At 37.3% G+C, this 21739-nt stretch carries 15 protein-coding genes; 2 read left to right on the top strand and 13 right to left on the bottom strand.

What is annotated here, in order from left to right; translation table 11 throughout:
* Positions 1 to 74: 74 nt before the first annotated feature.
* Entirely contained in the window at positions 75 to 3572 is a 3498-nt protein-coding gene (locus ACN0U3_RS03240) for an N-acetylmuramoyl-L-alanine amidase (RefSeq protein ID WP_417265127.1), read from the bottom strand.
* A 149-nt stretch (positions 3573 to 3721) separates the two neighbouring features.
* On the opposite strand from ACN0U3_RS03240, the gene menD reads away from it, so the two are divergent.
* A complete protein-coding gene (gene menD, locus ACN0U3_RS03235; RefSeq protein WP_417265126.1) occupies positions 3722 to 5458 on the top strand; it encodes a 2-succinyl-5-enolpyruvyl-6-hydroxy-3-cyclohexene-1-carboxylic-acid synthase in 1737 nt (578 codons plus the stop codon).
* Positions 5459 to 5649: 191 nt separating this feature from the next.
* Here menD and ACN0U3_RS03230 read toward each other — a convergent pair whose 3' ends face one another.
* On the bottom strand, positions 5650 to 6504 hold the full coding sequence (locus ACN0U3_RS03230; protein ID WP_417265125.1) for a rhomboid family intramembrane serine protease: 855 nt from the start codon (positions 6502 to 6504) through the stop codon (positions 5650 to 5652).
* A 655-nt stretch (positions 6505 to 7159) separates the two neighbouring features.
* Here ACN0U3_RS03230 and fabF point away from each other — a divergent pair.
* Positions 7160 to 8404 (top strand): beta-ketoacyl-ACP synthase II, encoded by a 1245-nt coding sequence (fabF, locus tag ACN0U3_RS03225; RefSeq protein ID WP_417265124.1) that lies wholly within the window; start codon positions 7160 to 7162, stop codon positions 8402 to 8404.
* Between the two features lie 103 nt (positions 8405 to 8507).
* Here the strand turns inward: fabF and ACN0U3_RS03220 are convergent, their stop codons facing one another.
* From ACN0U3_RS03220 to ACN0U3_RS03170, 11 genes are all read right to left on the bottom strand, one after another.
* Positions 8508 to 9374, bottom strand: coding sequence for a DUF2279 domain-containing protein (locus ACN0U3_RS03220; RefSeq protein WP_417265123.1), 867 nt, complete (start codon positions 9372 to 9374; stop codon positions 8508 to 8510).
* A gap of 186 nt (positions 9375 to 9560) precedes the next feature.
* Positions 9561 to 11222: a YceI family protein gene (locus ACN0U3_RS03215; protein WP_417265122.1), complete on the bottom strand. Its 1662-nt coding sequence runs from the start codon at positions 11220 to 11222 to the stop codon at positions 9561 to 9563.
* A gap of 499 nt (positions 11223 to 11721) precedes the next feature.
* Positions 11722 to 13506, bottom strand: coding sequence for a 30S ribosomal protein S1 (gene rpsA, locus ACN0U3_RS03210; RefSeq protein ID WP_417265121.1), 1785 nt, complete (start codon positions 13504 to 13506; stop codon positions 11722 to 11724).
* Between the two features lie 222 nt (positions 13507 to 13728).
* Positions 13729 to 14361 (bottom strand): hypothetical protein, encoded by a 633-nt coding sequence (locus ACN0U3_RS03205; protein ID WP_417265120.1) that lies wholly within the window; start codon positions 14359 to 14361, stop codon positions 13729 to 13731.
* A gap of 77 nt (positions 14362 to 14438) precedes the next feature.
* Positions 14439 to 15332, bottom strand: a complete 894-nt coding sequence (gene miaA / locus ACN0U3_RS03200; protein WP_417265119.1) for a tRNA (adenosine(37)-N6)-dimethylallyltransferase MiaA — start codon at positions 15330 to 15332, stop codon at positions 14439 to 14441.
* A 15-nt stretch (positions 15333 to 15347) separates the two neighbouring features.
* Positions 15348 to 17393: a M13 family metallopeptidase gene (locus ACN0U3_RS03195; RefSeq protein WP_417265118.1), complete on the bottom strand. Its 2046-nt coding sequence runs from the start codon at positions 17391 to 17393 to the stop codon at positions 15348 to 15350.
* A gap of 9 nt (positions 17394 to 17402) precedes the next feature.
* Positions 17403 to 17858 carry a GNAT family N-acetyltransferase gene (locus tag ACN0U3_RS03190; RefSeq protein ID WP_299203499.1) on the bottom strand — a complete coding sequence of 152 codons (456 nt, stop codon included), beginning with the start codon at positions 17856 to 17858 and terminating at the stop codon, positions 17403 to 17405.
* 12 nt (positions 17859 to 17870) lie between these two features.
* The gene (locus ACN0U3_RS03185) at positions 17871 to 19514 is read right to left on the bottom strand and encodes an acyl-CoA carboxylase subunit beta (protein WP_299203496.1); all 1644 of its coding nucleotides are present in this window, start codon (positions 19512 to 19514) and stop codon (positions 17871 to 17873) included.
* A gap of 126 nt (positions 19515 to 19640) precedes the next feature.
* Entirely contained in the window at positions 19641 to 20105 is a 465-nt protein-coding gene (locus ACN0U3_RS03180) for a DUF4268 domain-containing protein (RefSeq protein WP_299203493.1), read from the bottom strand.
* Positions 20106 to 20108: 3 nt separating this feature from the next.
* Complete coding sequence (locus ACN0U3_RS03175) at positions 20109 to 20951, bottom strand: hypothetical protein (protein ID WP_299203490.1); 843 nt, start codon at positions 20949 to 20951, stop codon at positions 20109 to 20111.
* Positions 20952 to 21031: 80 nt separating this feature from the next.
* A complete protein-coding gene (locus ACN0U3_RS03170; protein WP_299203487.1) occupies positions 21032 to 21622 on the bottom strand; it encodes a hypothetical protein in 591 nt (196 codons plus the stop codon).
* Positions 21623 to 21739 lie beyond the last annotated feature (117 nt).

Raw genomic sequence — 21739 nt, 5'->3', positions numbered from 1 at the left:
TAAAGTCAAAAGGGAGAAAAGATCAGGTTGAACACCTTCTTTTCTCCCTTTTTTATAATAGAGACTTAAATCAATTATCTTTTAATCAACTTTACCTTCCAAACATCGTTTTCTGACCTCACTTCAAGAATGTAAACCCCATTCGCTAGTGAATTGCTTACTTTCATTTCATATGAAGTTTGATCAACTTGATTCACTTTTTGATTTTTTATAACCTGACCATTAACATTATATAAAACTAAAGTAACATCCTTTAGGTTTTGTATGAAATCAATAGTGATTTGATTTGTAAATGGATTTGGATAAATATAAAACGGTAAGATTTCATCTTCTGTAAGACCTACTTGAGACTCCAAGAACTGTCCGTTTGAACTGATAATTCCTGATGATAGCCCAGCATTGTTTACAGCTCTTATGTTCACATAATACATGGTTCCACCATTCAAACTTAGGTTGTTGAGTGAGTGGTTGGTTGTGTTCCCAACATTGGTCCATGCAACACTGTTGGAATCACCTGGTGTAGTGCCAACACTCATTTCATAATGAGAAATGTCAGAGTTAATGTCTGTAGCTGAATTCCAATTTGCAGTAATGGCATTCGCAGTGTAGAAGGTGTCGATATCATTTCCTGAACCATCATAAACATGCGTTAATCCGACCGGTGGAGTCCAGTCAATGTTTAAATTTAATAGGTAAATTTCTGAGAGGTTCTGAGCACTGTCTTGCACAATTGATTTTACTTTTGCAGAATAAGTGTTGGGGTCGGGATTTTGATACCTAATATCACTTGTTGGATCACCAATGCTAACTTGGGTTGATGGGTATCTAGAACGATACACTTTGAAATTTCTTACGGAAAGAATGCTGTTTCCACTTCTAAAAGAAACATAATCTCCAGAAAATAGTGGGTTATCGTGTTTCCAGTCCCCGATTAACTTGTTGTTTTTATAGACAAAAGTTTCTCCTGTAACCCTATCATATACCACTTTAATATTCATCCAAACATTTTCACTAAAGCTAACTGGAACGACCTTTTGTTGCATGAAGGTGTCGTTGCTTACACTGTAAAATTCAAGCGTTTGAAGCTCTTGTCTAAACCAAATGAAATATGAATTTCCCCTGTTGGGAGCTGTAGGATTATCACTGAAATAATGAAAACCGCCTCTTTTATTATTCCCGTTTCCACTTAACTTCATGTTGAAGTCATAAAGGTATCTATTGGAAAGGTCCTGTTTCAGAAAAGCGTATAGATTTGTGTTTCCTAAAGATTCATCGGTTTGTTCTAAGTGACCATTTGCGCTAGTCCATGTTCCATTTTCTGCAGTCCAGTTAGGGTGAATTGTGGCTTGATCGAAATTATCACTGTAGAAACCATTTTGAGCATTCGCTCCCCAATGTGAACCGTCGTAATCAATGACTTGATAAAATGATTTTTGAAGTTGACTTCCGTTCACGTTATCTTGGTCATCAAAATCAACGGTGAAATCATCAGTTTGCCATGGTTCTACTACACTTGCCATTGTCGTTGGAGCGGTCCAGTCGATGTAAAAAGCTTTGGCGTTTTGGGCAGACCAATTATCTGCACCATCTTTTACTAAAGAGTTTATTCTACATGCATCAATAGTGTTGTTTGGACTCTCGTAGCGACTGTCTTTCGTAGCTAAAGGGCCAACACTTATTTTCTCTTGAAAATCTCTGTTTTTTCGGACTTTTAAATTGTCAAAGTGAACTTGTGAATCTCCGTTTCTTAAAGAAATGTAGCTCCCAGAAGTAAATGGTGATGGGTCTGTGTATGATGCCACCCTGGCATTGTCAATAAAAACGATAATCTCACCTGTTGTTGGCGAAAATGTTACTTTGAAATCATACCAAGTATTAACGTTGATGGTGTGGGAAACATTCGCAACAAGATTTAACACATCATTTTCTACCTTGTATATCTGAACAGAATTGTCGTCTGCTCTAAACCATGCTAGATATGAATTTCCGCGGTTGGTAAGTGTGGGATTATCTGCAAAAAAATGTAAACCAGACCTTCGATTTGAACCTGTTCCACTCATGTTTACCGACCATTGATAGAGGAACTCATGGCTTGCGTTCTGTGTTAGTTCTGTATAGATATTAGTGTTTCCTATCGTTTCATCATTTTGTTGTAGGGCGTTGTTGTTGATTGCCCAAGTCCCGTTTTGAATTGTCCACTCTGAATGTATAGCGTTGTCAAAGTTGTCGTTGAAAAATCCATTGTCTGAGTTCGCTCTCCATTCTGTACCATCAAAATCTAAAACTTGGTAAAATTGCTTTTCAACACCAGTTCCTCCTGGGTTATCAGTGTCGTCAAACATTGTCCAAAAATCGTGACCACGCCATTCGTAAGTGGAAGTTACATTTGTTGATGGAGCGATTTGATCAGTAACAACATTATTACAGTCGTCGATTACCGCTTGGACTGCTTGTCTTATGCTTGGCATTCTTGCATACATATCATTTCCTGGACAAGAAGTAGGGTTAATGTCCCGATGACATGTAATTCGTTCCATGTATTGCACACCATACGCCTGGGTTTGCATATTTGCAGATCCTAAAGGATCCAATGCTTTGTAATCAAACCACCACGCTAATAAATCATATAGTTTGTTTAACTGTGGAGTGGTTGCAATTGTTACATCAAGATTTCCTAAGAAATTGACACCAATGGAACTGCTGTTGGCCGAACCTGCATGTGCACCTCTAACGTCCGAAGTTGGAAAGTTTGGATTGTGTCGCCCTTGGTAAAGGTTACCATATTTGTCGATTAAATAATTGTAACCAATATCTGCCCAGCCAAGCGTGTTGACATGATAGTTGTAATACGAACGCACAACTGCTTGTCCACTAGAATAAGTGTTTGGAGATGCCCCGTGATGAATAACGATGTGCCCTATATTGATATACGTTGGATTGTACCAAGCGTTTACTTGTGAGCAGGCGGCAGAACCACCACACCATTGACTCCGGGTAATGATTTGTGGTGCCTCAGGACAGTTGGCACGGGCTGTTTTGGTACTTTTTTGTGGTGTATTTGAATCGTTGGTGTCATCAGATAAATCTTTTGCGTCTTGGTAGTTTCCATCAAACAAATCGATTTGTACATGACTCACTTCAACTGGAACTGAAACTTTGATTTGGATTTCAGCTTGACTGGTAGCATCACTAGTGAATAACGCGTCAGACCAATACTTTACAGTAGGTGTTTCATCTGGACTAAATTCCGCTTCTGTATTCATCCATTCAGACCAATTTCCTCCTGTGTTTCTTGTTCTGTAACTGATTTTGAATTGTCCAGGGTCAATATTCGTTTGGGAAGATGTAAAACCTATTCCAAAACAAGAAAACAAGTGGTTTAAGGATAAATCAAAGGTATGGCTCTGGTTTTGAGGAATGCCAGCCTGATAAGTGTAGGTCGTCGTAGGCATTTTATGCGCTTCTATCTGGCTATGGTATTGTTCTTCTGATGTTGAAGTAAAGTTTGAATTTTGAGCGAAAGTGATTCCAGAAGAAATCAATAGTAGAAGTAAAGAAAATAGTAGTTTCATGTTAATTAGTAGTTTGACTACAAATCTAACTTATTTCTTCTTTATATAAAAGTGTGGGAATAGATTTATGTCTTTATCTAAAAATCTATGTTTATTCAACTTTAAGTATAGAAAAAGAATATATCTTCGCAGTGAAAAGTGATAGTGAAATGGGAAAAATTAGTGAGAAAGTCGGAGTTCAACAGTTGGTAGAATCTTTTCATCAGCATGGAGTTAAGTACATTGTGTTTTCTCCAGGTTCTAGAAATGCCCCTTTGGTGGTTTCTTTTGCCAATGATGAGCGTTTTAAATGTTTTGTAATTCCTGATGAAAGAAGTGCGGCTTTTTATGCTTTGGGAATGGCCGAGCAATCAAATTCTCCTGTGGCAGTGATGTGTACTTCTGGTTCCGCACTTTTGAATTACTATCCTGCCGTAAGCGAGGCGTTTTACAGAAATATTCCTTTGGTTGTGGTTTCTGCCGATCGTCCTAGCGAGTGGACTGACCAAGGTGATGGCCAAACAATCCGTCAGGAAAATGTATTCCAAAACCATATTTGTGCTGCTTCAAGCTTGTTTGAAAGTCCACAGTCGAAAGATCAAAAATGGTTCAATAAAAGATCCATTGATGAGGTAATGAATACTGCAAAGTCTTTAAAAGGAGGACCTGTTCATCTTAACTTTCCTTTTTCAGAACCGTTGTATGCTACCCTTGATGCAGATAAAGCTGCGAAAGAATTTCCTCAGAAAACTACTGAGTTGTTCGCATTGAACGCCCAATTGACCAGTGTTCAAAAAGAACATCTGCGTAATGTATGGAACAGTTCAGCAAAAAAGATGATTTTGTGTGGACAAATGCCCAAAAATGCCTTTTTAAATGAACAGTTAAAGAATTTAGCCAGTGATAAAAGCGTGGCTGTTGTGGTTGAAAACACCAGTAATTTACAAGACAGAAGCTTTGTTCATTGCATCGATAGAACCATTACAAGTTTCTTGGATGAAGATCCGGAATTGTATCAGCCGGACTTGTTGATTACCATTGGAGGAGCTGTAATTTCCAAGAAAATCAAGTCCTATCTACGAAAATATCAAGCGAAAAATCATTGGAAAATCGGTGAGGAATTCCAGTTCATGGATACTTTTCAGTCTTTGACCAATTCAATTCCAATGCAGCCAAATCATTTTTTTGATGTGCTTTTAGAGGAAGGATTCTCAAGGAACAATTCACGTTATGGTGAACAATGGAAACAACTTGATTATCTCGTTCAAGGTAATCATTTGGATTATCTAGATACAATACCTTATTCAGATTTATCTGTTTTCAATCTGATTTTAGATACCATCCCAGATCAAAGCGACTTGCACCTTTCAAATAGTTCTGTGATTCGTTATGCTCAACTTTTTGATCCAATTAAGAGTGTTTCCTACTTCTGTAATCGAGGAACAAGTGGGATTGATGGTTCTACAAGCACAGCGATAGGAAACGCCATTGTCGGAGAAAATAAATTGCATACTTTCATTACAGGAGATATTAGCTTCTTTTACGATAGCAATGCTTTTTGGAATCACCATGTTCCTTCAAACTTTCGTGTGTTCTTGATCAATAATGGCGGAGGAGGTATTTTCAATATTATTCCTGGTCCTCAAACCACTCCAAATGGAGACGAATTTTTTGTGGCGAAACACAATTTTTCAGCGCAATCAATTTGCGCAGCTTTTAACGTTAATTACTATGCAGCGAATTCAATGGAGGAAATCGATAATCAGTTGGATGCCTTTTACGCGATTCAATCAAATGACCGACCTGCAGTATTCGAAATTTTCACAGATGGTGAATTGAGTAGTAAAGTACTGGCTGATTACTTCGAAAAAACAAAAGTGAAGAATGCTCCCGTTTTAGAATTATAAAAAAAAAACTCCCAATTACTTTAGTAAATGGGAGTCAAAAAAAACGTTGGTTTATGTTGCTAATTCATAGCTGTTGCTAATTTATATATTCTTTGATCTTAAATTCAGTTTAATTACTTGAACGGTAGAATATTAATTTAATGTGGTCAAATGGTAGGATTAGTGATTTTGAGTGAATTAACTTTTAGTCATTATTCTTCTTCTTTCTTTTTCTTGGGAACGAAATGGTAATTGACGTCAATGTAGTTTGATGTTGAGGTTTTTTTTTTACTTTCTATTTTTCCTTCAGGCTCAGCTGGTTGGTCTCTTTTTAATTCTTCTAGTTTTGCAACACGCTGTCTAATTTCTTCCTGACGTGCCAATTGCTGCTCTTCCCAAATTCTCCGATTTTCTTTCCATTGACCTTCTAAATCTGGTGGTTCAATTCCCATTTCTTTTTCAATTTCATAGCGGTACTTTGGAGGTACTGGACCTTTTTTACGGAAAACAACCGCCAATAACGATCCGACAAGGAACCCTGAAAGATGTCCTTCCCAGGAAACACCTTGTTCCATAGGAAAGATTCCCCAAATCATTGATCCATATACAAAGGCAACAAATAATGAAATCGCTTGCAAGGGCAAATACTTTTTAAAGAATCCACTGATGAAAAGAAATCCAAACAATCCATAAAGGACTCCTGACATACCGATATGGTAAGAATGGGTGTTGACTGCCAAATACCACAATAAAAATCCAGTTCCTAACCAAACAAAGAGTGTTACTTGTAATGCAATTTCACGATAGAAATAGATCAAGGTACTTAACAAGATGAAGGTGGGAACAGAATTGTTGATGATGTGAGAGAAGTCGCGTTGACCATGGATGAATGGCATGAGGAATATACCTTTGATGCCTTCCATAGTTTGTGGCTTAACACCAAATTTGTACAGTCCCAATTGAAAATAACGATCCAATAAAAACACAGACCACATCACTATCAATACCAATAAAGGGTAAATAAGCGCCTCGAGTGTTCGGCTTTTGTCTGATTGAATCATTTTCATAGAAAAGGCTTGTCAAAATGTGTTCCGATTGTAAACTTACGTCATTCTGTCATTAAGTCTTTGCTTTTTTAGAACGATTTAAGAATGAATATTTTCCGTTTTACTTATTTTAATATCGGCATGTGTTTTCTCAAGCTAAAATGTTTGAATCTGCGTTTCCCCCTTTGGAGGGGGATAAAGGGGGAGGATGCTTTGAGTTCATTTCCTGCTTTTTAGTGATTAAGCTTTTCAGTTTACTAATTTTAGAATCGGAAAGTTTTTCCGTACTTAACTGCCAGTTGCGAAGCAGAAATTCTTTTTTTCGGCTTAGGGATAGCAACGGCATCCTTTTTTGTAAAAAAAGATACAGTGAATAGCCCGACCTAACTTTCTTGGAGTTTACGGAGAGAAGGTTAGGTAAGCCCCAAAACAGTATTGAGCAAGAGTATTGAGCAAGAGTATTGAGCAAGAGTAGAGAGTAGGGAGCAAGATGGCCAAGTGGAACAATTAGCTGCAATTCGACGGGCTTTTGGTACCACGCCCAGAGTTAAAGCCATTCGTAATTGTTTCAATTCGTAATTGAATCATTCGTAATTCTAAAATTCGTAATTCCTAATTGAATCATTCGTAATTGATTATTCTTATATTCGCCCCGCAATAAAAAACTTAAAATATTATGCGTAGAGTTGTAATCACAGGAATGGGAGCCTTAACACCAATTGGAAATTCAGTTGAAGCGTTTTGGAAAAATGCACTTGCTGGAGTCAGTGGAGCTGCGCCCATTAAAACATTTGATGCCTCTAAATTCAAGACACAATTTGCTTGTGAGCTAAAGGATTTTAATCCGGAAGACCATATAGATAGAAAAGAACGTAAGAAATATGATATGTTTACGCAATACTCATTGGTTGCTGTAGACGAAGCGGTAAAGCAAGCTGCAATAGATTTTGAATCATTAGATTTAGATAGAGTGGGAGTGATTTGGGGTTCTGGAAATGGTGGAATTCAAACTTTTGAGGATCAATTGAAAGAATTTCACGATGGAGATGGAACACCTCGTTTTAACCCGTTTTTTATTCCTAGAATTCTTGTGGATATCGCTGCAGGTGTAATTTCTATGAAATACGGGCTTCGCGGAATCAACTTTGCACCAGTTTCTGCATGCGCAACTTCAACTACGGCAATTATCGAAGCGTTTAACTATGTTCGTTGGAATAAAGCAGATATGATTATCTCAGGTGGTTCAGAATCTCCTATTGGGGCGGCAACCATCGGTGGTTTTGGTTCTTTAAAAGCCTTGTCAACAAAAAATGATGATTATGCCACTGCTTCTCGTCCTTTTGATGTGAACCGTGATGGTTTTGTGATGGGAGAAGGAGCTGGAGCTTTAGTTGTAGAAGAGCTAGAACATGCGAAAAAGCGTGGTGCAAATATTATTGCTGAAATTGTTGGTGGTGGAATGGCTGCAGATGCATACCATCTAACAGGGACGCACCCAGAAGGTGCAGGAGCAATTAAAGGAATGAAATTGGCTTTGGAAGAAGCTGGGATTTCCGCAGACCAAGTTGATTACATCAATATGCATGCAACATCAACTCCAAACGGAGATGTTAGTGAGATCAAAGCATTGGATGCTGTTTTTGAAAAACGTAAATCATTGTTGGTGAGTGGAACAAAATCGATGACAGGACATTTATTAGGTGCTGCTGGTGCGGTAGAGGCGATACTTTGTGCTCAATCCATCAAAGATCAAATGGTTCCGCCAACGATTAACGTTGAGGATTTCGAAGAGAGTTGTAAAGACAGTTATGACTTCCCTGTGGGGAAAGGTGTTCCTGCGAAAGTAGATTATGCTTTGAGCAATACTTTTGGATTTGGAGGACATATTGCTGCGGTGTTGTTGAAAAGATACGAAGAATAAGAACGGATTACTCGGAGAAAGAAAAACATAGAGGAGAACAGAGAGGGAACTTTCTATTCTCCTCTTTTTATTTACGAAAAACTCTGCGGGCTTTGTGGTTAAATTAAAAATAAAGCGGACTTACCTCCAATTTATTTCCATTGAAAATCAATGTTGGAAACGGAACCTTAACATGGTTAATTACTTTGAATAGAGTTGAAATCCATTTTCTTTTTGGATTGAACTGTTCGAAATCTATGTCGAGAGAGAAAAGGTATTGACTTTTAGCATGGAAGGTTTTAACTCCACTTTTTGTATCCACATAATTAAAGACATTAAGGTCTCCGTGTAACTTTTCGTCTATACTGTATCCAAAACTAAAACTTAACCATTTTGGAAATGTTGATGAGGTATTTAGAAACTGACTTGGAGTAATAGAAATCCAATAGGTCTGTCCATTGTAATCTTTTAATAATCGTTCAGAGAAGGAGTTTCCTAGTACATTTGGACGGTATTGTGCATAAGGGGATAGGTGGGCGCTGAACTTTAGTTTGAAGCGTTGTTCTTCCCAAAGTAGATTTTGCCATGCGTACCAAGCTACTCCGAGCGCGTTGGCGCCCACATCAGCCCAAGAAAAACCCCATTCATCAGAGTAGCCGTCGAGTAACTCAAGACTGGCCAAATAACCAAATCCAACAGCTGAACCGATGAGTAAACTTTTCTTTCTTTCAATACCAGACCAGCGGTAAACCGATGAAATGTTTTTGGTAATCATGTGGCCTGTGAAAAAATGGCCTGCTTTATCCATACCCAACCATTGTCGGGAATCATCAAATGTGTGAAAATCATTTGTCCAACTTTCTTTGTACCACACATTTCTTAACGTAAGAATACTTCCTGCCCAACCCGCACCGATAATTCCGCTGGACCAAGCGGTTCTTTTTGGATTGAAAACAGAATCATTTTCAAAAAAAGGCTGTGCTTGACTCATAAAAGTCAGGCTACAAAAGAGTATGAGGACCAGTTTTTTCACTGGCTTAAAAGTAGTGAATGAAATGTAGAATGCAAGTTGTCTTTGTTTCAAAAGTTCTTTTACAGCTATTTAAAATCTACTTGACTTTTTAACTTTGTTCAAATCACTCTTCACTTTGCGGTAATGTTTTTTACCCTAACGGTGCTATCTTTTTAACTGAACTTCAAAATGAAAGTCAACAATATCCCCGATTTTTGCAGAAGACGACATTCCATAATCCGTTCGGTTCAAGGATGCTTTTCCCCAGAGAACCATTATTTCCTTTCCATCTTTTTCACCAATCCCGACAAGTTTTAAAGTCAGCGATAAGTCTTTGGTGACCCCTAGTAAAGTAAATTCTCCGTCAACTTTGTAGGCATCTCCCTCCGGGGTAAAGCTTTTAGCTTTGAATTTAATTTCAGGATACTTTTCTTCATGAAGATATTCTTCTTCCAAAAGTGATTCATCCCGCATAGAATTGAATGTCGTGATGTTCTTTACGGGCATCGCCACAGATATTTCAGACTGTGCAGTGTTTTCCTTAACGTTGAAGCTTCCTTTTACGACGCTAAACTCTCCACTGGTTCTTCCGCCTACAGGACCAAGTTCAAAGAATACTTTTGAAGCTTCCTCATCAATTGTCCATTTTCCAATTGCTTGGGCAAGGTCTTGACCATTTGGTTCATTTAGTTTTTCGTGATAGCTTTTTCCTGCTGCTTTTGGCTTCTTACTCTGTTCATCTTGTGAAATCCCTAAAGCACCTAAATCGATACCTGAGCTTTGCTGGACAGGTGAGAATAAAGGAGCAATAAGTAAAACTGATCCTAAAGTAATTAATTTAAGGCCAATAATATTCGAAGCGATTTTAAAAGTACTGTATAAAAGTGATAGTACGCCCAAAGAAATGAGCAAAGCACTTAATGTGAGTACGCCGCCTAAACGTTCCAATTGTGTGTAAGCAAAGCCAAGTAAAAAGATGATCATCACAGGAACGAACAAGGCTTTAAACAGTAACAAAACCCTCCATTTTCCTTTTCTATGTTGAGCCAATCGAATAAATAATTCGTAGATCACTGCAATAAATCCAGCCATAAAAATTCCTTCAAGCACTTCTCCATTGGTAAGGTCTAATGCTTGAAATCCTGCTTGTTCCATAATCATAAAAGCGGCTGAGACAAGGAATAGAGCTCCACCTGTACTCAATAAAATACTAGGAGTGATAGAAGTTCTGTTTCGTGCGATAAAGGAAGTGGAAAGGAAGAATGTAGCGGCAATTAACAGGCCTAACTTTCCTAAAAGGAATCCACCTAAAGCGGCAATTCCACCAATAAAGGCGTAAGCTAATGCGCTTTCTAATAAGTGGGCATCGGTTTTGTTCCATACGATAGGACTAAATTTAGCAGTTAGGTATTTGATCAGCAGATTAAATACATGCATGATGATAGGAGTCAACGCACTTATTGCAGCAAAGCCAAGCAATATAAACACATCTTCAACGCCACGACTTAAGTATTCATGTGTTGACAATTCAGGAAAGAGTAGGAGTACAAAGCTTAAAAGAAAGGGGATAATTAAGAAAATAGGTTGTTGTTTTTTCTTCAGTAATTCTCCAAGAGCAAAACTCACACTAAGTGTTGCGATAAGAATGAAAGTGATGGTTTGATTTGGTCCATTTCCATCAAAGAAGTAGTCTTTTGTCAGGATAAGCGTACTCAGTCCGAGGATAAATACAGCGATAAACTCGCTAGGTTTTGTGTTTTTTCTCACTTTTGCTAAGGCTGCGAAAATTCCTGAGATCAATAAAAATACTGCTGTGATGGTGATCATAATCAATTTAATTTTATATAAAAATAGTTGTTATTTTTTAGAAGTGTATTAATAACAAGTAAAAATACAATTTGTTGAACAATCAAAGAATTATAAATAAAAAAGTGATTCTCCGCGACTATACCAGTAACATTTTTATAAGATTTCTCCATCCCAAAAATCAAAGAATTTTGGGATGATCGAAAGGACAGTCGTGTGTGGGGTCAAGTTAGGGAAAAAGAAGAAAAGCTCTGCTTTTCTTCTTTTTCCCATTTGTCCTAGCCTGAAACCTGTCTTTTCGACAGAATCCCAATTTATTGGGATGACGAGAAATCTTTATATATATCTTTTGAATATCATTTTTTACAATAAAAGTCTTACAGATTGAGGGTTTTAACTTAAAGGTTGACAATCAAGCAAGATATCCATTAAAATTCATAGTGCTAAGAAGGCGGAGAATCAAATAAAAAAAGTCCCGATTCAAATGAACCGGGACTTTTAGTATTAAGATGTTAAGAAATTACTTTCCTTCCATTTTTTCTTTTAATGCTGCAAGTGCATCCAAATCTCCTAATGTAGATTTTTCAGAACCTTTATTTACATCACTAATTGCTTTTGAAGTACTACCACCTCCAGCTTTACCGCTAGATTTTTTAGTAGTTGGTTTATCTTCACCTTCTTCAAATGTTCTTAAGTGAGAAACAACGATTTTCTTCGCATCTTTATTGAACTCGATCACTTTAAAGTCAAGTTGCTCTTCTACTTTCGCATTAGAACCATCTTCTTTACGCATGTGCTTAGCAGGACAAATTCCTTCTACACCGTATGGTAAAGATACGATACCTGATTTATCTTTTTGTTCAACGATAGTACCTTGGTGTACCGAACCTTCTCCGAAGATAGTTTCAAATACATCCCATGGGTTTTCTTCAAGTTGTTTATGACCTAAAGAGATACGTCTGTTTTCTTGATCGATTTCAAGAACCACAACTTCCATTTCTTCTCCAACTTTACAGAATTCAGATGGGTGCTTGATTTTCTTTTGCCAAGAAAGGTCAGAAATATGAATTAAACCATCAACACCTTCTTCTAGCTCAACGAAAACTCCGAAGTTAGTGAAGTTACGAACCTTAGCTTTGTGCTTAGACTCAACTGGGTAACGGTTTTGAATTTCTTCCCATGGATCTGGCATCAATTGCTTGATTCCAAGAGACATTTTACGTTCTTCACGGTCTAATGTTAGAACAACAGCTTCAACTTCATCACCTACAGTAAGGAAATCTTGTGCTGTTCTTAAGTGCTGTGACCAGCTCATTTCAGAAACGTGAATTAATCCTTCAACACCTGGTGCGATTTCAACGAAAGCTCCGTAATCAGCAAGTACTACTACTTTACCTTTTACAGTATCTCCAACGTTCATGTTCTCATCAAGTGCATCCCAAGGATGTGCTTGTAGTTGTTTCAATCCAAGAGCGATACGTTTCTTATCGTCATCGAAGTCAAGGATTACAACATTTAATTTTTGATCTAATTGAACAATCTCTTCTGGGTGGTTAACACGTCCCCAAGAAAGATCTGTAATGTGAACAAGACCATCAACACCACCTAAATCGATGAATACACCGTATGAAGTAATGTTTTTAACTGTACCTTCAAGAACCTGTCCTTTTTCAAGACCAGAGATAATTTGTTTTTTCTGCTCTTCAAGCTCTGCTTCAATAAGCGCTTTGTGAGAAACAACAACGTTTCTAAATTCTTGGTTGATTTTAACAACACGGAATTCCATGTCTTTTCCAACATACATGTCGTAGTCACGGATTGGCTTAACGTCAATTTGAGATCCTGGCAAGAATGCCTCAATTCCAAATACATCAACGATTAATCCTCCTTTTGTTCTACACTTAACATGACCAGTGATAACCTCACCAGTTTTCAACACTTCGTTAACACGATCCCAAGCATGGTGCATACGTGCAGTCTTGTGAGAAACAACAAGTTGACCGTTACGGTCTTCCTGAGATTCAACAAATACTACAACTTCATCACCTACTTTAAGGTCTTGGTTGTAACGAAATTCGTTAATAGGAATAACTCCTTCAGATTTGTAACCGATGTTTACAACAACCTCACGGTCTGTAATTGCAACAACAGTTCCTTTGATCACTTCTTTCTCATTGATAGAAGTTAATGTTTCGCCATACGTATCAACGTATTCAGCGTGTTGGGCTTGACTATAACCTTCGTTAGCTAACGCGTCCCAGTCAAATTCAGGATTTCCCTGAGCAATAATTTTGTTTTCAGCCATATTGGCAACTTTTAATTGTATTCCAAGCAATCTTAAAAACTTGAAAGATGTTTATATTAAATCGTCGGGCTTAAGATTAACGATTTCCCAATTTTTCATTAAATTGGAGTGCAAAGATAGAGTATATTTAATTGAATGACAAAATGTAATGGAGAAAATGTGTATTTTATTTCGTGTTTTATGAAAGAGTACACATTTATTTGAAGGCTATAATGTAATGCTTTAAAAATCAAAATTGTAGTCTATGGTCTGAAAGGCATTGTTGTAAATGCTGTCAACTCCATTCGCTAAAACGTTGTTGCCTCCAGGTCCATATTTCCACCAATAAAACTTCATGTAGGTGTCACCATCGTTGGCGCAACTTACAATGGTGTCTATTGGTCCTTCGTATATGTAAATACCGTTTGCGCAACATGCCTCACAATCCGTTTTTCCTGAAATTTTCTGAATTTTCAATTGATTGTTGGTGTTGCTCTTGACGATAAAGTGAGTAAAAGCTTTTGGACTTAGTGAGTGTTGAGTTTCATTTTCTTGCGCTGTGGTCAAATCGTCAAAAGAATAGGTTTTTATGCCTTCGAAATAATTGTCCTTATTTAACTTGAGGGTTAAAAGCTCAAACTTTGATCGTTCGATTTTTAATTCATAGTTTCCTGAAGCATCTGTTGTTGTGGTTCCGACTAACTTTGGGAGGTTGTTACTTAGACTAGAGGTATAAGCTTGTATACTCACATTACTGATGTTTGCTCCGTTATTTAAAGCGCTGACCTGACCTGTCATGATAAAATCAATGTCCTTCTTTTTACATGCGCTAAAAGTCAATCCGAAAAACAGTAGGGTGAGTATTATGTGCTTCATATTGATTTGTTTACATCAAATATAACTAAAATGATTTTTGATATCAAAGGTTTTTAGTGCCAAAACCCAAGGAAGGTCTAAAGTGTGGAAAGTATTGATTGAATCATGCTTTCTTGATTGACAGGTGTTAACCAAATAGCATTTTCTTCCTTTCTGAACCAAGTGAGTTGACGTTTGGCGTATCTTCTGGTGTTTTGTTTGATGAGTTCTATCGCTCTTTCATAAGCGATGTTGTAATTAAGGTATTCGAAAATTTCCTTATACCCAACTGTATTTAAAGCTTGTAAGTTTTGAAATTCTTGGTGTTTTCTGACTTCAGCAATCAAGCCTTCTTCAATCATGTTGTCGACCCGTTGATTTATACGGTTGTATAATTCTTCTCTTGGGTGATCAATGACAAAGTAGTGCGTATTATAACGCGGAACTTTCTTGTTTTGCTTTCGAAGTGTAGAGTAGGGTTGACCTGTAATTTCTATGATTTCTAAAGCACGAATGAGACGAACAGGATTTGCTTTATCTACTTCAGCGAAAAATTCAGGGTCGGCAGATTTTAGTTTCTCCTGAAGAAACTCAATTCCCCTTTGTTCAAATTCGGTATTCCAAAATTCACGTACTTTTGGTTCGTGTGGCAATTGGTCTGTACCATAGATTAGAGCATTGATAAACATTCCGGAGCCTCCCACAAGTATAATATAGTCATGCAGCTTGAATAGTTCTTCGGTCTTGGCCAGGGCTTGCTTTTCATATTGTCCTGCGGTTAATGCGTCATGAATGCTGTGTGATCCAATAAAATAATGTGGAACACCATCCATTTCTTCTGCGCTAGGTTTTGCAGTTCCAATAGAAAGTTCTTTGTAGAACTGTCGACTATCCGCAGAAATTACCGGTGCCTTTAATTGTTTTGCCAATGCCACAGCAAGCGAAGTTTTTCCGCTTGCTGTTGGCCCTGCAATTACAATTAATTTTTTCATTCTTTTGAATCTAGTTTACCAGATCTTAGAAATTTCTTGCGCACTTTTACGCATTGGGTCACCTTCTTTTATATTAAAGGCTTCAAAGAACTCTGGTGAATTCATTAAAGGTCCATTTACTCTATATTTCCCCGGACTGTGTGGGTCAGTTGCGATACGTTTTTTCAATTCAGCATCTGTATAATTGATTTTCCACAATTGAGCATAGGCAATGAAAAAGCGTTGCGCTGGTGTAAATCCTTCTTTGATCTCCCCACGCTTATACTCATCTGTCATGGCATAAGCATAATAAGCCATGGTGATTCCTCCCAAGTCGGCTATGTTTTCACCCATCGTTAAATCTGGATTCACACAGTGACCATCAATAGGACAAAAGCCACTAAATGTAGCGCCTAGCTTTTCGGTTCTTTCTTCAAAATTCTGACGGTCAGTCTCCGACCACCAATTTGTGAAAGACCCATCTGCAGCAAACTTACTTCCCATATCATCAAATCCATGAGTGAACTCATGTCCGATAACCATTCCTATGCCTCCATAATTAACAGCGTCTTCAGCGTTGATGTCAAAAAATGGCGCTTGCATTATTCCTGCTGGAAATGCAATTTCGTTTAGCAAGGGATGGTAGTAAGCATTAACCATATGAGCGGGCATACCCCATTCATCTCTATCCACAGGTTCTGACAATTTAGACATGTTTTCTTTGTAGTAAAAACGATTGCATTCATCTATATTGGCCAGGTAGTTTTCACCATCGATGGTTAATCCGTCTAGGTTTTTCCACTCGTCAGGATAACCTAATTTTCGTCCTATAGAATGAAGTTTTTTCAAAGCTTCCCTTTTTGTCTCCGTAGTCATCCATTCTAAATTGTTGATACGCTCTTCATAAACGGTTAAAAGGTGGTCTACCATTGTATTCACCTTTGTTTTTGCTTCTTCAGAGAAGTGACGTGCAACAAATTCTTTAGCCAGTGCTGTTTTGACTGGTTTGTTGGTCATTTCCTCAATTGCCCTTTCATTGATTGGTTTCATTTCTTTCTTGCCTGAAAGAGCAGTTCCGTAAAAATCAAAGTTGATTCTCACCAACTCTTCATGCATGTATGGAGCGTAATGATTGATCATTTTCCACGCGATGTAATTGTGGATGCTTTCGAAATTTTGGAGTTCGAAAATAGTGGATAGTTTGATGAAGTGATCTGGTTGACCTACAATAACTTGCTTTGTTTTACCATTGCTGTAGTTAGAAATATAACGTTTAACATCAATGAACCTGTTCATTTTTTGAACTTCTTCGATTGACATTGGATTGTAGGTGTTTTCCGGAACTCTTAATTCAGCAGGCTTCATCATTGTTTCAGCCATTTTCAATTCTAATTCAAAAGCATAGTTTGCACGTTCAGCAGGATGGTCAAATCCAAATAATTCGAAAGCTTTTGTCATGTACTTAATGTACTCCTTTTGAATGGGTTGGTTTGTTCGGTCTAAATAATACTCACGGTTAGGCATTCCTAGTCCTCCTTGTGATAAATAAAGCACATGTTGGTCAACGTTTTTTAAATCTTGACCTACGTAAATACTGTAAAATGCTGAAATACCTCTTTCCTTCAAAGAAAAGACAGTTTGCGGGATGTCTTCATTAGACTTGAATTGTTCAAGTTCTTTTTTGACTTCTTCAATTTTTTCCAATGAAAACTTGGCTCTTGCGTCTTCGTTTTTCATTGCTTTGTAGTAATCTCCAATGAGTTGAAGGTCACTTCCTTTTGGTGCGTTTGCAGTCAATGCTTCGTTGAGAATGGAGGTTAATTTCACTTTATTGACCTGGTCCAATTCATTGAAACTTCCCCAACGTGATTCTGAAGGAGGGATAGGATTGTTTTTGATCCAAGTTCCGTTTGCAAATTGGAAAAAATCATCTTTCGGAGAAGTTGATTTATCCAAATAGCTTGTGTTTATCGTATAAGGTGAATTTGCATTAATTTTCTTTTTGTCGTTTTTTGAAGTTCCGCAAGCGACTAAGGAAGCTCCTAAAACCAACAATAAGCCTTTGTTTAAATTGTTGAACATGATTTTGTTTTATTTAATTGGGGTATAGCACATCTCGACATGAGGAATACCGTCTTCTAAGTATTCTTTTCCTGTTGAGTTAAAATTATGTTTGTTGTAAAATGGTTCTAAATGTTTTTGGGCAGATAAGTAAACAGGAACATCGCCAAATTCAGCTAGACAAAAAGCCATTGCTTCTTTCATCATTTGATGTCCTTCTTTTTCACCTCTTTCTTCTTCGTCAAGAACAATTCTTCCAAAAGCAACATCGTTATAGGCAACACCTTGAGGAAGAATTCTCATTGTTCCTACAAGGTCACCAATTCCATTCCTACAGATTAAGTGATAGGATTTTTTGTCTTTTCCATCAAGTTCTTGATAAGGACAGTTTTGTTCTACAACGAATACTTTTATACGCAGCGCAATGATGTCATGAAATTCATTTAATGACAAATCATTATAATGTTTAAATTGCCAATTGAGCATTTGTTCCGTTTTTTATGTTTGAATTACTCCAACGTTATATGGTTTCTCAGCAGGTTTCAAATTCGCTGCTTCAATTCCTAAAGCGATGATGTTTCTTGTTTCAGCAGGATCAATAATTGCATCTACCCAAATTCTAGAAGCCGCATAGTATGGACTGATTTGCTCATCGTAACGATTTTTAATCGCGTCATACATTTCTTTTTCTTTCTCTTTGGTAATCTCTTCACCTTTCGATTTTAAAGAAGCCATTTCAATTTGCATTAGGGTTTTTGCTGCTGAAGCTCCACTCATTACTGCTAATTCTGCAGTCGGCCATGCGAGCATTAAACGTGGGTCGTAGGCTTTCCCACACATAGCATAATTTCCTGCTCCGTAGGAGTTCCCCATCACAACTGTGAATTTTGGAACCACCGAATTGGCCATTGCACTTACCATTTTTGCACCATCTTTAATGATTCCTCCATGTTCACTTTTCGAACCTACCATGAATCCTGAAACATCTTGTAAGAAAACCAATGGGATGTTTTTCTGGTTGCAATTCATAATGAATCGAGCGGCTTTATCTGCAGAGTCAGAGTAAATTACTCCACCAAACTGCATTTCTCCTTTACCATTTTTGGTAATGGACCTTTGATTGGCAACTATTCCAACGCTCCAGCCATCAATTCGGGCATACGCTGTAACGATGGTTTGACCATATTCTTTTTTGTATTCTGTGAATTTTGAATCATCAACAATACATTCTATAACATCACGAACATCATAAGGTTTTGTTCTTTCTTTTGGTAAAATACCGTAGATGTCTTTGAGGTCTTTTTTCGGTAGAACACCTTCTATTTTGTCAAAACCAGCTGACTTTGGTGCTCCGATTTGACTCATTAATTCACGAATCGTCTCAATGCATTCTTCATCAGACTCAGATTTGTAATCACACACCCCTGAAATTTCAGTATGCGTTGTGGCACCACCTAATGTTTCATTGTCGATACTTTCTCCAATAGCAGCTTTTACTAAATAGGAACCTGCCAAGAAAATTGTACCAGTTTTGTTCACAATTAAACTCTCATCGGACATTATAGGCAAGTAAGCTCCTCCTGCTACACAACTACCCATTACTGCAGCAATTTGTGTAATTCCCATCGAACTCATAACAGCATTGTTTCTGAATATTCGACCAAAATGTTCTTTGTCTGGGAAAATTTCGTCCTGCATTGGAAGGTATACTCCAGCAGAATCCACCAAGTAAATAATAGGAAGATTGTTTTCCATTGCAATCTCTTGCGCTCTTAGGTTTTTCTTCCCTGTTATTGGAAACCATGCTCCCGCTTTCACCGTGGCATCGTTGGCTACAACGATACATTGTTTACCGGAAACATATCCTATTTTAATTACAACTCCACCAGCAGGACATCCGCCATGCTCTTCATACATTCCTTTTCCTGCAAATGCAGCGACTTCAAAGCGGTATGAACCTTTGTCTAATAATAAGTCAATGCGCTCGCGTGCTGTCAACTTACCTTTGTTGTGATGTTTTTCTATTCTTGCTTTTCCACCTCCTTCATAAACTTTTGCAAGTTCTCTTTCCAGTTGTGCTATTTTAAGACGCATTGCATCGTCGTTTTTATTGAAATCTAATTCTTTTTTTGAAATTGCCATGGTATAAAAATATTGTGGGTTAAAAATAATCGAAATAGCTGATTTTAGACCGATTTTTACAAGAAATTCTCGGTTTTGTTTCTTATATACATCGTTTTCACCAATATTTTTCAAGCTGATGCTGGCCTACTTCAATAAGCCAATTAGAATGTCATCGTAAGTTGAATAAAATCGATCAAATCGAACGAGTAAAGGAATGAAGAAATCATATATTTTTTGATGGTCCTCTTTCTTGTAAATATTTACTTGATCAAGGGTCCAAGAAATTCTTGAAATGGGTTGTCCAGCAGCATTGTACGCAAGTTCTTCCCAAACACCTGGGACAATCATTTCTTCCTCGAGCACTTTTTTAAGTTCTTCAAACTGTTCCCAAACAAGCATGCGAACACCTTCATCTTTATCTTGTAGGTCTATAGAAAAACGTGCGATTTTAGTATCAGCATGCAAGCGAATGTAAATTTGTTTTACACGTGTTGGGTAGTTCACCCAATTGATGCGCTTTCCATTTGCACCTTTATTAACTCCTGCTTTTTCTTTGAATCGGGTCCAAAATGCAGCGTTTAAAGCCTTGCGTTCTTCCTTCGAAAACATGAATTAGTGGTTAAGCCAATAAATAAAACGTCCCCATAAAGACTTTGGAGCTTCTTGCTTTTTTTCTTCCTGTCTTTTTTGCACCTTCTGTTGAGCTTTCTTTTTACTGGACTTCTTTTTTGGCTTTTGTGCCGACCGCTCCTTCATCAAACGCTCGTAATTCTCTTTCTTCTTTTGTTTTTCGAGTTTCTTTTTCTTTTCTAACTCTTGTTTGTAGGCTTCTTGAGCTTTGAGTTTTTCCTCTTCGTAGGTGAGCTGATTTTTAGATTTCTTTTTCGGACTCGATTTTTTACTTTTCTTTTTTGGCTTAGGAGTTTGAACCTCTTTATTTGCTTCGTTTATAGGTTCTCCTAAAGTTTCTGTTTCAGTTGTTTCTTCGTCCTCCGGCTTATCTTCTTCTGTTTCTTCAGCTCGATCAGATGGTAAATCAATTTTTCCAATGACTTTCACTCCTTCAACCTCCACTTTTGGTGCTTTAATTACACCGTCTTCAATGTTGAGTTCTACTGTTTCTTGGGTGCTTTCTTCAGGGTGAGACTCGTCATGTATTTCCTTTTTAGCTTCCAATACTGACTCTACAGCTGATTCCTTAATTAGTTCTTCTTGAGTTTGAATCGTTTCTTCCTCTTTTAATTCCTTAGAAGGAAGTACTTCTTTTTCAGTTTCTTCAACGACATGGTTTTCAATCTCAGTTGGAGCGAAATGATTTAAAATTTCACCAACAAATTCATCAGGAATTTTAGTGTTTGGAGCGTGTGGGATTTGAACCTCAAATTTTTGCTCAATAAAAGCGACTACTTCAGTTGATTTTACTTTTAATTTTCTAGCTATTTGAGCGAGTCTCATAATGTAAATTTTTGAACAAAGATAAGCTTATTGAATTGAAATAGGAAGGTGAATCTGAAAATTGACCATTTAAATTAAGACTACTCGATTCTATGTGTTTCCTTTATTTGGATTTCCCTGTCGTATTTACTTTTAAAATACCATCGGTAGAGCAAAAGTAAGATTGACTGCTTAACATAAGGCATTCTTATTTCTGCATTGCTTAATCGGGTTTGGTATATGTTGAAGAAGTAATGAATTGAAATTTCCTCTTCATTGGTGATTTTGTCACTGATTTCTTTGGCTATTTTCGAGAATTGGGTGTTCAAAACCGCTGATGAATCAATTGAAAAAACAGTTGTCGCACAAGCCATGATGTCTGAAGGACTCTTATAAAGAATTGTATTATTGAAGTCCTCTTTTTTTAATGGAGGATTGAAGTAATCAGTACTGTCTAAAGAACTAAAGAGTGCTTTGTAGGCTTGACCTGTGGTATCGGATAAATGGCCTTCTTCCAATAAATGCAATTCAAACTGATTGAGCAAAGGCGTAACTTCAACATCATAATTTAAATAATAATCTTCAAAGCAAAGCTCTAAATAACTGTACACCTCCTTGTCATTACTTTCTTTTGTGGATTGACACGAGAAGAGCAGCAGGGCAGAGGTAAGGAAAGAGATGTACTTGGTCATTACTTTGTTGTTTTTAACGGGGAAAGATACTTACTTTTTTCTGGTTCTTTGGACTAAAAAGATAGAAAATATTCTTGGAATATCCTGTGAAGAATAGCAGGAGATTATTTCAATGTT

It is taken from the genome of Brumimicrobium sp., assembly GCF_048268645.1.
In the GTDB taxonomy this organism is placed as follows: domain Bacteria; phylum Bacteroidota; class Bacteroidia; order Flavobacteriales_D; family Crocinitomicaceae; genus Brumimicrobium; species Brumimicrobium ulvae.
This window is presented reverse-complemented; position numbering and strand designations above follow the sequence as displayed.

Coding starts and splice junctions, on each gene's coding strand:
- ACN0U3_RS03240 (WP_417265127.1), bottom strand. CDS start 3,572: ATGAAACTACTATTTTCTTTACTTCTACTATTGATTTCTTCTGGAATC.
- menD (WP_417265126.1), top strand. CDS start 3,722: ATGGGAAAAATTAGTGAGAAAGTCGGAGTTCAACAGTTGGTAGAATCT.
- ACN0U3_RS03230 (WP_417265125.1), bottom strand. CDS start 6,504: ATGAAAATGATTCAATCAGACAAAAGCCGAACACTCGAGGCGCTTATT.
- fabF (WP_417265124.1), top strand. CDS start 7,160: ATGCGTAGAGTTGTAATCACAGGAATGGGAGCCTTAACACCAATTGGA.
- ACN0U3_RS03220 (WP_417265123.1), bottom strand. CDS start 9,374: ATGAGTCAAGCACAGCCTTTTTTTGAAAATGATTCTGTTTTCAATCCA.
- ACN0U3_RS03215 (WP_417265122.1), bottom strand. CDS start 11,222: ATGATCACCATCACAGCAGTATTTTTATTGATCTCAGGAATTTTCGCA.
- rpsA (WP_417265121.1), bottom strand. CDS start 13,506: ATGGCTGAAAACAAAATTATTGCTCAGGGAAATCCTGAATTTGACTGG.
- ACN0U3_RS03205 (WP_417265120.1), bottom strand. CDS start 14,361: ATGAAGCACATAATACTCACCCTACTGTTTTTCGGATTGACTTTTAGC.
- miaA (WP_417265119.1), bottom strand. CDS start 15,332: ATGAAAAAATTAATTGTAATTGCAGGGCCAACAGCAAGCGGAAAAACT.
- ACN0U3_RS03195 (WP_417265118.1), bottom strand. CDS start 17,393: ATGTTCAACAATTTAAACAAAGGCTTATTGTTGGTTTTAGGAGCTTCC.
- ACN0U3_RS03190 (WP_299203499.1), bottom strand. CDS start 17,858: ATGCTCAATTGGCAATTTAAACATTATAATGATTTGTCATTAAATGAA.
- ACN0U3_RS03185 (WP_299203496.1), bottom strand. CDS start 19,514: ATGGCAATTTCAAAAAAAGAATTAGATTTCAATAAAAACGACGATGCA.
- ACN0U3_RS03180 (WP_299203493.1), bottom strand. CDS start 20,105: ATGTTTTCGAAGGAAGAACGCAAGGCTTTAAACGCTGCATTTTGGACC.
- ACN0U3_RS03175 (WP_299203490.1), bottom strand. CDS start 20,951: ATGAGACTCGCTCAAATAGCTAGAAAATTAAAAGTAAAATCAACTGAA.
- ACN0U3_RS03170 (WP_299203487.1), bottom strand. CDS start 21,622: ATGACCAAGTACATCTCTTTCCTTACCTCTGCCCTGCTGCTCTTCTCG.